Origin of the sequence: Escherichia sp. B1147, assembly GCF_001660175.1 — a bacterium.
Taxonomy (GTDB): Bacteria; Pseudomonadota; Gammaproteobacteria; order Enterobacterales; family Enterobacteriaceae; genus Escherichia; species Escherichia whittamii.
This window is the reverse complement of sequence record NZ_LFHY01000026.1, coordinates 52582-64177: the sequence shown is the minus strand read 5'-3', so window position 1 is coordinate 64177 and position 11596 is coordinate 52582. Positions and strand designations below refer to the sequence as shown.

Below are 11596 nucleotides of genomic sequence, written 5' to 3'. Positions count from 1 at the left end.
ATCAGGTTGACAACTGACCAAATAAAGAACTGTTACGATAAATAGAGCTTACGCAGATAATGCGGCACCGCGTCTTCGGCGTTGGTACCAATCACTTCCAGTTCCGGATGCAGATCTTTCAGTCGTTGATGCGCACTGCCCATGATGCAGCCTTTACCCGCCATCGACAGCATTTCGGCGTCGTTCATTCCATCACCAAAGGCAATGCAATCTTGCAGGCTGTAGCCCAGTTTCTTCGCTACCGCTTCCAGGGCATGGCCTTTTGAAACGCCGCCAGCCATCACTTCCAGGCAGGTTAAGGTTGAGAAACTGACGTTGACGCGATCGCCCCAGCGAGCGTTAATCGCCTGCTCCAGCGGCAGCAGTTTTTCATGGGAATCACTGGTGAAGAACACTTTGCTGACGCCTTCTGGTTCCAGCAATCCCGGCTCATACAGCGCGTAATTGAACACCGCTTCTTTGAAAAAGCGCATCTCCTCCGGGCGGTGGCGATTCATAAACCATTCGTCGTCGCGATAAACGTTAGTAATGATCTCCGGGTTGTCGTTGACCACACCAAACAGGTCGCTGGCAATGTCGCGATCCAGGTTATGAGCAAAAATCAGATTGCCATCCAGATCGTGAACGCGCGCGCCGTTGGAGGTGATCATGTAAGACTTAATCTCCAGATTATCGCGAATTTGCCCCACATCGACGTGGTGGCGACCGGTCGCAAACACAAAGTTGATGCCGCGCGCGGTAAGTAGCTTCAGCGTTTCTTTGGCGTAAGGGGATAACGTATGGTCGGGAGAAAGTAACGTGCCATCTAAATCAGACGCAACAACCTGGTACATAAGAAATTTAAACCTCTGTAGAGCGGTTTCCGCTGGGTGAGTTATGCCTGTTGAAAAATTCAACGATGGCGTGGAGCGCGACTGAGCGCATTGCGTCCTTTTCAAAAAGGATCTCGTGGTACGCACCTTTAATTACCAACGGTCGGCCTCCTTCTACAGGATGGCCCGCGGTGGCGCGAAGTTCACAAAAACGGTCATGCATGCGGTTATCCACCACGCGCTCTTCTTCAGCCTGCAAAAGCAGCGTTGGCGTGGCGTCATCACCTACTCCGGCTAACACCTGTTCTCCGGCCAGAATACTTTCGCGTACCCAATGGTAGGTCGGCCCACCGACGCGAATCGTTGGGTCATCAGCATAGAAGCGTAGATTGCGCTGATATCGCTGTCTGCTGTGAGTAAGCACGTTGATGGCAAACGGCAAGGCGCGCCAGCGCCCGGTGCCTATTGCATAGCCATCGCGAAAACGTGGGTGCGCTTCGGCCCAGTTTAGGATCTGCCGCGCCATAAATGACGGCATGCGAATCACAATGCCGAACATTGGCGCGGTCAGTGCAATGGCATCGCACACGCCAGGGTGGCGTTGCAGAAACAGTGTGGAGATTGCGCCGCCCATCGAGTGGGCCAGTATATAGCGTTTACGCCACGGACCTGGCTGGACCTCTTGTTGCCAGAATGCCGCCAGATCATCAACATAATCATCAAAGCGATTAACATGCCCGAGATGCGGATCGGCTAACAGACGACCAGAACGCCCTTGCCCGCGATGGTCGATGATTAATACGTCAAATCCCAGGTGAAACAGGTCGTAGGCCAGCTCCGCATATTTTACGTAGCTCTCAATACGCCCCGGGCAGATGACAACCACCCGGTCATGGTGCTGCGCGCGAAAACGGACAAAGCGCACCGGAATGTCATCCACACCAGTAAACTCTGCTTCATCACGCTGACGCCAGAAGTCAGTCAGCGGTCCCATGGTAAAAGCAGCAAACGCTTTTTCTCTTGTTTCCCAGTCTTTTTGCTGCTGAAACATCGGGTAATCTGCCTCTTAAACCACGTAAAATCGTTTTTTTAAGCGTGCCTGCCACAACGCTGCGACAGTAGCGTATTGTGGCACAAAAATAGACACACCGGGAGTTCATCATGACTTTAGAATGGTGGTTTGCTTACTTGCTGACATCGATCATTTTAAGCCTGTCGCCAGGCTCTGGCGCAATCAACACCATGACCACTTCCCTCAACCACGGCTATCGTGGTGCAGTGGCGTCTATTGCTGGTTTACAAACTGGGCTGGCGATTCATATTGTGCTGGTTGGCGTGGGATTGGGGACGCTATTTTCCCGCTCGGTTATTGCTTTTGAAGTGTTGAAGTGGGCGGGAGCAGCTTACCTGATTTGGCTGGGAGTCCAGCAGTGGCGCGCCGCTGGTGCAATTGACCTCAAATCGCTGACTCCGACCCAATCACGGCGTCATCTGTACCAACGAGCCGTATTTGTGAATCTCACCAATCCCAAAAGTATTGTTTTTCTGGCAGCGCTATTTCCGCAATTCATCATGCCACAGCAGCCGCAAGTTATGCAGTATATCGTGCTCGGCGTCACCACCATTGTAGTCGATATTATTGTGATGATCGGTTACGCCACGCTCGCCCAACGGATCGCACTCTGGATTAAAGGGCCGAAACAAATGAAGGCATTGAATAAGATTTTCGGCTCGCTGTTTATGCTGGTAGGGGCGCTGTTGGCATCGGCGAGACATGCCTGAAAAATAATGTCGGATGCGGCGTAAACGCCTTATCCGACCTACTCTGATGATGCGTCTGGCATCAACGCGAAATAATCAAATGAATGCCAAATCCGGCAAATAACGCTCCGGCAAAACCATCAATCCACTTCGCCAGACGCTGATAACCCTGGCGCATTTTCGGCAGGGCAAACAGGCTAGCAACAACGGTAAACCACGCCAGCGTTTCGACAATAATTAGAGCGAAAATACCCCAGCGCGCGGTGGCGCCAACATTATCGCCGACAAACAGTGAGAACACCGAACCAAAGTAGATAATCGCTTTCGGATTCGCGAGATTGGTCAGTAAGCCTTTCAGGAAACTGCGCCCGCTTTTCGCCAGCTCAACCTGTGGCGCAGGTGCAGAAACGACTTCTTTTTTCAGTGCGCCACGCAGCATCTGGTAGCCCATCCAGCAGAGATACAGGCCACCACCAACCATAATGAGCGTATGCAACCAGGCCATTTTTTCGATAATCAAATGCAGGCCAAGCAGCGCGATCCCTGCCCAGACCATTACGCCACAGGTAATGCCCAGCACGCCCATCATCGCTTCTTTACGCGAACGGCTAACGGCAGTTTGAGAGACAAAAAAGAAATCGGGACCGGGGCTCATAAGCGCCACGATGTGCACCATGGCAACGGTGAGGAATAACATCAACATACAATTGACTCGCGGGGAAAACGTTTACGGAATCTTCATCCTGGCACTTTTTTATGCCGCTGACTACTCTTCGTCGTCGCCGTCAACATGCGCGCGGATAAGCGTCATAAACGGTTTACCAAAGCGTTCCAGCTTGCGCATCCCAACGCCGTTGACACTCAACATTTCGCTGGCGGTGATTGGCATTTGTTCAGCCATCTCAATCAAAGTTGCGTCGTTAAACACCACGTACGGCGGCACATTGCTTTCATCAGCAATAGATTTACGCAGTTTGCGTAATTTGGCGAACAGTTTGCGATCATAGTTGCCGCCGAAGGATTTCTGCATCGCTTTCGGTTTGAGCGCCACGATACGCGGCACGGCAAGTTGCAAAGAGGATTCGCCACGCAACACCGGGCGCGCGGCTTCTGTCAGTTGTAATGCCGAATGCTGGGCGATGTTTTGCGTCACCAGGCCAAGGTGGATCAGCTGGCGGATCACGCTCACCCAGTGCTCATGACTTTTATCACGGCCCATGCCGTAGACTTTCAGTTTGTCATGGCCATATTCGCGGATACGCTGGTTATTGGCGCCGCGAATCACTTCCACCACATAGCCCATACCAAACCGCTGGTTTACGCGCCCAATGGTGGAAAGCGCAATCTGCGCATCGGTTGAACCATCGTACTGTTTTGGTGGATCAAGGCAGATATCGCAGTTACCACATGGTTCCTGACGACCTTCGCCAAAATAGTTCAGCAACACCAGACGGCGGCAAGTTTGCGCTTCGGCAAACGCCCCCATCGCGTTAAGTTTATGGCGCTCGATATCCTGCAACTGCCCTTGCGGTTTCTCTTCCAGACAGCGACGCAGCCACGCCATATCAGCCGGATCGTAAAACAGCATCGCTTCCGCAGGCAGGCCATCACGCCCGGCGCGACCGGTTTCCTGATAATAGGATTCGATATTGCGCGGGATATCAAAGTGCACCACGAAGCGGACGTTCGGTTTGTTGATACCCATGCCGAACGCCACCGTCGCCACCACGATTTGCAGGTCATCGCGCTGAAATTTTTCCTGCACATCGGCGCGAACATCGTTTTCCAGGCCGGCATGATACGCCGCTGCGCTAATCCCCTTACTTTGCAGACGCGCGGCGGTGTCTTCTACTTTCGCCCGACTGTTGCAGTAGATAATGCCGGACTTTCCCCGCTGTTCCTGTACGTAACGCATCAACTGATCGAGCGGTTTGAACTTCTCCATCAGCATGTAACGAATATTCGGACGGTCAAAACTGCTGATTTGAATTAGCGGATCGTTCAGCCCCAGCAGGCGCACAATATCCTGGCGCGTGGTGTCGTCGGCGGTAGCGGTTAGCGCCATAAATGGCAGCATCGGGAAACGCTGGCGCAACTGACCGAGTGCAGCATATTCCGGGCGGAAATCGTGGCCCCATTGGGAAATACAATGCGCTTCATCAACGGCTAATAAGACAGGGTTCCAGTGCGCCAGATGCTCAAGGAAGTTATCTAACATCAGGCGTTCCGGCGCGATATACAGCAGCCGAATTTGCCCTGTACGGCAGCCTGTCATCACTTCAAGCTGTTGCTCGCGGTTTTGCGTCGAGTTCAGACACGCCGCCGCCACGCCGTTAGCCTGTAGTTGATCCACCTGGTCTTTCATCAATGAAATCAGCGGTGAAACAACCACGGTAAGGCCGTTTAGCAATAAGGCAGGGATTTGATAGCAAAGGGATTTTCCGCCGCCAGTGGGCATGACGACCAGGCAATCGCGACCAGAAAGTACGGTATCGATAATTTCTTCCTGGCCTGGGCGAAACTGTTGGTAGCCAAAGGTTTCTTGTAAAACCTGTTTAGCTCCGAACTCCAGATTCAACACTTCCGCCTGCGCCACATTCACCCCGATTGCCTGAAATAAAAACAGGCGCTATTTTCAGCGCCTGCGCGATAAACTGCAATGCTTTTAGTCTCTGACAGGGAAATCCTGGATGCTGGATTCCAGTTTTACCTTTCAATCAACTCGCATTAGAACAGGTCGTTTAGCATCACCCCCACGCCGACGCGGGTCTGGTTAAAGTTATAATCGATGAGCGATTCGCCGTAACCGCTGTAGACCTGAGTATAAAGACGTACATGTTTGGTGATCGGGTAACTTAAGCCTAACTCCGCGCCGCCGTAGCCCGTGTTCCAGTTGTACTGCCCTTTCGCGCTCAGTACCGCATCGCCAAGGTGATAGCCGATTTTAAGCTGGTAGTACCCCATATATTTGGTGATGTCCGGGTTATCGTCCGTATTACCCACCACATACCACGGTTTCACTTCCACCAGCCAATTGCCGTTTTCTGCCATCAGGCGGGTGTAGATACGGTTCCAGCTACGGGAGGTCGGGTCAGAACGCCCGTTTGAGTCGTGGTTGTAGCCCATTTCCACATCGCGCAGCGTCCAGCCAGCAAAGCTGTAATCTGTGGCAAAACCGAGGAACAATTGCGGTTCGTAGTTGGTTTCACGAAACGGTGATGACTCATCACTATTAGAAAGCTGCCACCAGGATTTCTGGGTGTAGGAAGCGCCCAGTACAGAGTTTGGTCCCAAAATCCCCCGCCACAGCGGAAACGCCAGGCTCAACTGGAACTTTACTTCATCCTTACGCGCGTTTTCTGCCCAGTCGTAACTGGCAATCGCTTCTTTATTCAGATCGCTGGTTTGGGTATAGATGATGTAGTTGGTGTCATAAGGATAAAGGGTGAAAGGATTGTCATGCTCCTGCAACATATTGGCGATGATGCTGCCACGTACTGCAGGCGCATCATGCACATCTTTCACCGTTGCTTCTTGCGCATTTGCCACTATCGGCAGCATACACACCGGCAACAAGCAGCCCAGTAGAGTCCGCATCGATCGTGTTCTCCGTAACGAATTATTGATTAGATGAATATTTTTTCTGCGGGCTATTTTACATACTTAACTCAATTGCCGTTAGTTATCCCTTCCTAAAGTAGAAACCAACAACAAAGAAGCATAAAATCAACATTTCATTAACCATTGAAGTGTAAGGATGATATGTCTGCCGTACTGACCGCTGAACAAGCCCTGAAATTAGTGGGTGAAATGTTTGTTTATCACATGCCGTTTAACCGGGCATTGGGGATGGAACTGGAGCGTTACGAAAAAGAATTTGCGCAGCTGGCCTTTAAAAATCAGCCGATGATGGTCGGTAACTGGGCGCAAAGCATTTTACACGGAGGGGTCATTGCGTCGGCGCTGGATGTCGCCGCGGGTCTGGTATGTGTAGGCAGCACTTTAACGCGTCACGAAACCATTAATGAAGATGAACTGCGCCAGCGGCTATCAAGGATGGGGACCATTGATCTTCGCGTCGATTATCTGCGTCCAGGCAGGGGTGAGCGTTTTACAGCCACCAGTAGCCTGTTACGTGCGGGTAATAAAGTCGCCGTCGCCCGTGTCGAACTGCACAATGAAGAACAGCTTTATATTGCCAGTGCTACCGCCACCTATATGGTAGGTTGAAAATATAAAAACAGGTAAACTGCTGAAACTGATAACAAACGCAAATTGCCTGATGCGCTACGCTTATCAGGCCTGCCAGAAAAATGCAATATATTGAATTTGCATGCTTTTGTAGGCTGGATAAGGCGTTAACGACGCATCCGACATGAACAAAGCGCACTTTGTCAGCAAACTGAGCAGGTAAACTGCTATTAACAACAAAAAATGAGTTTTCCAATGGATGCAAAACAAACGCGGCAGGGCGTATTACTCGCCCTTGCCGCTTATTTTATTTGGGGTATTGCGCCTGCGTACTTCAAGCTGATTTATTACGTACCTGCTGATGAGATCCTGACGCATCGCGTGATCTGGTCGTTTTTCTTTATGGTGGTGCTGATGAGCATCTGCCGCCAGTGGTCCTATTTAAAAACGCTGATTCAGACGCCGCAGAAAATCTTTATGCTGGCAGTCTCAGCCGTGCTGATTGGCGGTAACTGGCTACTATTTATCTGGGCAGTGAACAATCACCATATGCTGGAAGCCAGTCTTGGATACTTTATTAATCCACTGGTGAATATAGTGCTGGGGATGATTTTCCTCGGCGAGCGATTCCGCCGGATGCAATGGCTGGCTGTGATTCTGGCAATTTGTGGCGTACTGGTCCAGCTCTGGACTTTTGGTTCGCTACCTATTATCGCGCTGGGGCTGGCATTTAGTTTTGCCTTCTACGGTCTGGTGCGCAAGAAGATTGCGGTAGAAGCACAAACTGGCATGTTAATTGAAACCATGTGGCTATTGCCCGTGGCAGCGATCTACCTGTTTGCTATTGCCGACAGCCCAACCAGCCATATGGGGCAAAATCCAATATCACTGAATTTGCTGCTGATCGCCGCCGGTATTGTCACTACCGTACCGTTGTTGTGTTTTACCGCCGCTGCCACGCGCTTGCGCCTCTCTACGTTAGGCTTTTTCCAGTACATTGGCCCGACGCTGATGTTCCTGCTGGCCGTGACGTTTTATGGTGAAAAACCGGGTGCCGATAAGATGGTGACTTTCGCCTTTATTTGGGTGGCGCTGGCAATTTTTGTGATGGATGCGATTTATACGCAGCGTAGAAAAAGTTAAGCATTAAAGTGGGTAGGCCATTTAAAAAGCCTACCCGATGACTTATCTATCTTTTTTTGAAAAAAATTAAGATAAGAAAAAGAACAATATTTGTTACAGGAAATATACCCAAAACGCCCCAGTACTTACTCCATCCTAGAGACATTGTATATCTACCAAGTATTTGACAAAACCCAAAACTTAACCCTACGCCTATACTTCTTAAATTTAATGTCGTAGTTAGGCTTAAAATAAATAGAACGAAGATGGCAATAACCCACCACAATAACCACGCCTTAACAAAATCAGATTTTTTGCTGTAAGGTTCTTTACCCAAGAACAACTGCCAAAAGTTACCATTTTCCATATGGAATCCATTCACCAAAAATATTATTAACAGAAAAAATAGCATTTAATGATATTTAATTAAATCTATATCATGCTCTGAATGAAACTCACGCATCCTAAACCAGTACTGTAGCGTTATCAACATAAGAACTGATGAACATTATAGAAAGTTACTTTTCAAAAAAATGAATATATACTAAAACAATTACCTATATAAACGAAAAATATAACAATGATTAAATCATTTGTTGAAACTATATTATACCCATCACGGGATGAACGTTTATCACGCCTGAAATTTATTATTTATACCTTAATATCCTGTATAACATTAATAACGCTGAATGATATCAACCTGATGCTGAGTTTTGTGTTGGTCATCACCAACACATATATAAACATTAATATTGGGGCTAAAAGAATAAGAGACACTGGGTGTAAGGCAATCTATTTCGTATTGATTTCATTGGGTTTGACACTGTTTTCTATTATTCATGCTGTAATAGAAGGGGTGAGTTGCGATTCATTAAGCGTCCAACTCAACGTGGCATGGATATTATTCACTACAATTATGTTATCTGCGATTCCCTCGGCTAAAGTGTCGCTGTCAGCACACTAACTTACTCACAGCGACATCGTAAAGTTACAACCAGTTCTTCCGCTTAAAGTACAGATACGGTGCCAGACCCGCGAGGATCATAAAGATAATCGCGCCTGGGTAGCCGAAACTCCATTTCAGTTCTGGCATAAACTCAAAGTTCATCCCGTAGCTGGAAGCGACCAGTGTTGGCGGATGTTCCCTACCCGGTAAACGCAACTTGTGTTATCGACAATGCGCAGAACTACTCGTTAACAATGGATAAATACGACATGTAATAGAAAAATGTGAAGTGTACTTATTTTTTAAGTATTTTTTTACCCTAGCATTTGCTCTCGAATTGATATTGAGTTTAATTATAATTAAGATAAATGCAAATGAACAATACATTACTACCATCAATTAATACTCCCTGTACACTTTTCGAAACTATTGCTTTATTCGATGATTCTTCTGCTGATGATATGCAATATGGTGATATGGCAGAACAAGATTTTCTCTCACTCGGCCTAAGCGATATCTCAGAAAAAGTTGATCCTTACCGACTCATTAAATACCATTTTCCTGGACCGGGTTCTATTGATGGTGCTTTTAGAGCTCCAGGTTCCGGAACAAAAATATCACAAAGTGAATGTATTGATATTTTATTTGCAGAAATGAAAGATCTAGCAAGAATGTTTTCCTTTTTTGGACAATATAAAACGCTTATCGAAGATCTGATTGAACATTTTAGATATGGAAATGGCAGCAATTTTCATAGTCAAAAATTAAATTTCTCTTTTCATGAAAAGATAGATAAATATGATTATAATAGCCCAATACGAATAATTAGAGAATGTATCGAAAATGGCATTAATTCAACACCTATGACAGGATACCAACCTCCTCTCTTACAAAGCATTAAAACCAAGTTACTTTCATCAAGACTAAATAAATTTAATGACTTTAATGACCGTTTTAATGGCTTGGGAATCAGTGTTCATGATATATCAGCTCAAAAAATATCGCTTTTACGTTTTCAAAAATACGCTATAGGATGGAGTGCAACAATTCATTTCGTAGCACAGGACCACTTTGGTCTGGATGTAACTGATATCAAAAACAAGACTTATAGCAAGTATAGATTTTTTCGCATATGGTTCTTTTTACAACGGCATAAAGACTTTGCTTTCAAACCTTTCTTCACCAATTTTAACACAATCGAAAGAATCGAAGATTATCTATGAAAAGCAAACTCCAGAAAATAACATTATGTTCACTTCTTCTATGCTGTATTTATAATTTATGGACACTGCTCCCTGTGCAGGTTCTGTATACATACTCAGATGCTGGTAGTTCGGTCTTTCTGGTAGTTAATCATCTGCCCTTGACTGATAGGGATAAAATAGACTGGTATCTGACACATCAGAATGAAATTAAAAGTAAAAATCCCTTACCAGAAGGCGCCTGGCATACCTACTATTTAATTGATATCGGTAATGGCTTCACTAATCCTAAAAAATATACCGATGGGCCGTATGAAGATCTTTACTGTTTTCCGACGATTGACAACGACGATAATTGTATCGTGAAACACTATTTAATGGTTGTTAATGAATATCCTGATCGTAATACTCATTTCGTTATTGATGATACCAATGAGTATCAACTAACACAGGAGAATAAAATAGAGCGAGTGTTCAACCCGCATGACCTTGAGAAAAGCAATTTTTACGAATAAGCCGGATAAAGAAATATCCTTATCCGGCACTAATATTACAACCAGTTCTTCCGCTTAAAGTACAGATACGGTGCCAGACCCGCGAGGATCATAAAGATAATCGCGCCTGGGTAGCCGAAACTCCATTTCAGTTCTGGCATAAACTCAAAGTTCATCCCGTAGCTGGAAGCGACCAGTGTTGGCGGCAGGAACACGACGGATACCACCGAGAAGATTTTGATGATGCGGTTCTGCTCGATGTTGATAAAGCCCATCGCCGCCTGCATCAGGAAGTTTACCTTCTGGAACAGGGATTCGTTATGCGGCAGCAGGGATTCGATATCTCGCAGGATTTCACGCGCCTGCTCCAGTTGCCCGCCCGGTAAGCGTGCCTTACGTACCAGGAAGTTAAGCGCGCGCTGGGTATCCATCAGACACAGGCGAACTTTCCAGCCGATATCTTCCAGTTCCGCCAGCGTGGAGAGCGCCTCGTCGTACTCATCGCCCTGACGCCCTTCCATAATCACCCGGCTCAGTTGCTCCAGATCGCTGTAGATGTTTTCAATTTCATCCGCCAGCTGTTCGATTTTGGTTTCGAACAGATCCAACAGTAACTCGTAAGCGTTGCCGTCTACCATCGACTGGCTACGGGCGCGCATACGATACAAACGGAATGCAGGCAGCTCGCGCTCACGCAGAGTAAACAGACGACCATCACGGATGGTAAATGCCACAGTGGAGTTGCCAGCATGATCTTCCGCATCTTCAAAGAAGAAGAAGGAGTGAATATGCAGGCCGTCATCGTCTTCAAAGAAACGCGCCGATGCTTCGATGTCTTCCAGTTCCGGGCGAGTTGCCAGGCTCTGGCCAAGTTCAGATTGTACGCGCAGTCGCTCGTCGTCATCCGGTTCGACAAGATCAATCCATACTGCATCTACGAGGGGTTGTGACTCTTCGACTTCCAGCCGGGTCAGTCGGTTATTTTCCAGTTGAAATGCGCTCAGCATGACCGGGACTCCCAATGCTTAAAATATCGGACAGTTCGGTGGGCACACAGAAACAAAT

General features: G+C 47.5%; 12 protein-coding genes and 1 pseudogene. 5 read left to right on the top strand and 8 right to left on the bottom strand.

The genetic code is table 11. The features are described from left to right. Window positions 1–32 precede the first annotated feature (32 nt). The gene (yigL, locus tag A9180_RS21825) at window positions 33–833 is read right to left on the bottom strand and encodes a sugar/pyridoxal phosphate phosphatase YigL (protein ID WP_064530561.1); all 801 of its coding nucleotides are present in this window, start codon (window positions 831–833) and stop codon (window positions 33–35) included. A gap of 7 nt (window positions 834–840) precedes the next feature. Continuing rightward, window positions 841–1863, bottom strand: a complete 1023-nt coding sequence (gene pldB / locus A9180_RS21820) for a lysophospholipase L2 (RefSeq protein ID WP_064530560.1) — start codon at window positions 1861–1863, stop codon at window positions 841–843. A gap of 110 nt (window positions 1864–1973) precedes the next feature. On the opposite strand from pldB, the gene rhtB reads away from it, so the two are divergent. Then, window positions 1974–2594, top strand: coding sequence for a homoserine/homoserine lactone efflux protein (rhtB, locus tag A9180_RS21815; protein ID WP_064530559.1), 621 nt, complete (start codon window positions 1974–1976; stop codon window positions 2592–2594). Window positions 2595–2655: 61 nt separating this feature from the next. Here rhtB and rhtC read toward each other — a convergent pair whose 3' ends face one another. The 3 genes from rhtC to pldA all read right to left on the bottom strand — a co-directional run bounded on the left by rhtC (window position 2656) and on the right by pldA (window position 6170). Then, window positions 2656–3276 (bottom strand): threonine export protein RhtC, encoded by a 621-nt coding sequence (rhtC, locus tag A9180_RS21810; protein WP_064530558.1) that lies wholly within the window; start codon window positions 3274–3276, stop codon window positions 2656–2658. Window positions 3277–3339: 63 nt separating this feature from the next. Beyond that, window positions 3340–5169, bottom strand: coding sequence for an ATP-dependent DNA helicase RecQ (gene recQ, locus A9180_RS21805; protein ID WP_064530604.1), 1830 nt, complete (start codon window positions 5167–5169; stop codon window positions 3340–3342). A 131-nt stretch (window positions 5170–5300) separates the two neighbouring features. After that, a complete protein-coding gene (pldA, locus tag A9180_RS21800; protein WP_064530557.1) occupies window positions 5301–6170 on the bottom strand; it encodes a phospholipase A in 870 nt (289 codons plus the stop codon). A 165-nt stretch (window positions 6171–6335) separates the two neighbouring features. On the opposite strand from pldA, the gene yigI reads away from it, so the two are divergent. Together yigI and rarD are read left to right on the top strand one after the other, a co-directional pair. Further along, window positions 6336–6803, top strand: coding sequence for an acyl-CoA thioesterase YigI (gene yigI / locus A9180_RS21795; protein WP_001277141.1), 468 nt, complete (start codon window positions 6336–6338; stop codon window positions 6801–6803). 216 nt (window positions 6804–7019) lie between these two features. Next, complete coding sequence (rarD, locus tag A9180_RS21790; protein WP_064530556.1) at window positions 7020–7907, top strand: EamA family transporter RarD; 888 nt, start codon at window positions 7020–7022, stop codon at window positions 7905–7907. Window positions 7908–7953: 46 nt separating this feature from the next. Here the strand turns inward: rarD and A9180_RS21785 are convergent, their stop codons facing one another. Then, the gene (locus A9180_RS21785) at window positions 7954–8253 is read right to left on the bottom strand and encodes a hypothetical protein (RefSeq protein ID WP_000427365.1); all 300 of its coding nucleotides are present in this window, start codon (window positions 8251–8253) and stop codon (window positions 7954–7956) included. 624 nt (window positions 8254–8877) lie between these two features. Beyond that, window positions 8878–9027 (bottom strand): annotated as a pseudogene (locus tag A9180_RS21780) (CorA family divalent cation transporter); the annotation flags it as partial. A gap of 182 nt (window positions 9028–9209) precedes the next feature. Here A9180_RS21780 and A9180_RS21775 point away from each other — a divergent pair. Together A9180_RS21775 and A9180_RS21770 are read left to right on the top strand one after the other, a co-directional pair. Then, the gene (locus tag A9180_RS21775; RefSeq protein WP_064530554.1) at window positions 9210–10058 is read left to right on the top strand and encodes a YPO3983 family protein; all 849 of its coding nucleotides are present in this window, start codon (window positions 9210–9212) and stop codon (window positions 10056–10058) included. Next, entirely contained in the window at window positions 10055–10552 is a 498-nt protein-coding gene (locus A9180_RS21770; protein WP_064530553.1) for a DUF943 family protein, read from the top strand. Before A9180_RS21775 ends, A9180_RS21770 begins: the two co-directional genes overlap by 4 nt. A 35-nt stretch (window positions 10553–10587) precedes the next feature. Here the strand turns inward: A9180_RS21770 and corA are convergent, their stop codons facing one another. Then, complete coding sequence (gene corA, locus A9180_RS21765) at window positions 10588–11538, bottom strand: magnesium/cobalt transporter CorA (protein WP_000947146.1); 951 nt, start codon at window positions 11536–11538, stop codon at window positions 10588–10590. Window positions 11539–11596: the final 58 nt, after the last annotated feature.

What these genes read in the sequence shown, in the direction of transcription:
- yigL (WP_064530561.1), bottom strand. Translation starts at nt 833, where the DNA reads ATGTACCAGGTTGTTGCGTCTGATTTAGATGGCACGTTACTTTCTCCC.
- pldB (WP_064530560.1), bottom strand. Translation starts at nt 1,863, where the DNA reads ATGTTTCAGCAGCAAAAAGACTGGGAAACAAGAGAAAAAGCGTTTGCT.
- rhtB (WP_064530559.1), top strand. Translation starts at nt 1,974, where the DNA reads ATGACTTTAGAATGGTGGTTTGCTTACTTGCTGACATCGATCATTTTA.
- rhtC (WP_064530558.1), bottom strand. Translation starts at nt 3,276, where the DNA reads ATGTTGATGTTATTCCTCACCGTTGCCATGGTGCACATCGTGGCGCTT.
- pldA (WP_064530557.1), bottom strand. Translation starts at nt 6,170, where the DNA reads ATGCGGACTCTACTGGGCTGCTTGTTGCCGGTGTGTATGCTGCCGATA.
- yigI (WP_001277141.1), top strand. Translation starts at nt 6,336, where the DNA reads ATGTCTGCCGTACTGACCGCTGAACAAGCCCTGAAATTAGTGGGTGAA.
- rarD (WP_064530556.1), top strand. Translation starts at nt 7,020, where the DNA reads ATGGATGCAAAACAAACGCGGCAGGGCGTATTACTCGCCCTTGCCGCT.
- A9180_RS21785 (WP_000427365.1), bottom strand. Translation starts at nt 8,253, where the DNA reads ATGGAAAATGGTAACTTTTGGCAGTTGTTCTTGGGTAAAGAACCTTAC.
- A9180_RS21775 (WP_064530554.1), top strand. Translation starts at nt 9,210, where the DNA reads ATGAACAATACATTACTACCATCAATTAATACTCCCTGTACACTTTTC.
- A9180_RS21770 (WP_064530553.1), top strand. Translation starts at nt 10,055, where the DNA reads ATGAAAAGCAAACTCCAGAAAATAACATTATGTTCACTTCTTCTATGC.
- corA (WP_000947146.1), bottom strand. Translation starts at nt 11,538, where the DNA reads ATGCTGAGCGCATTTCAACTGGAAAATAACCGACTGACCCGGCTGGAA.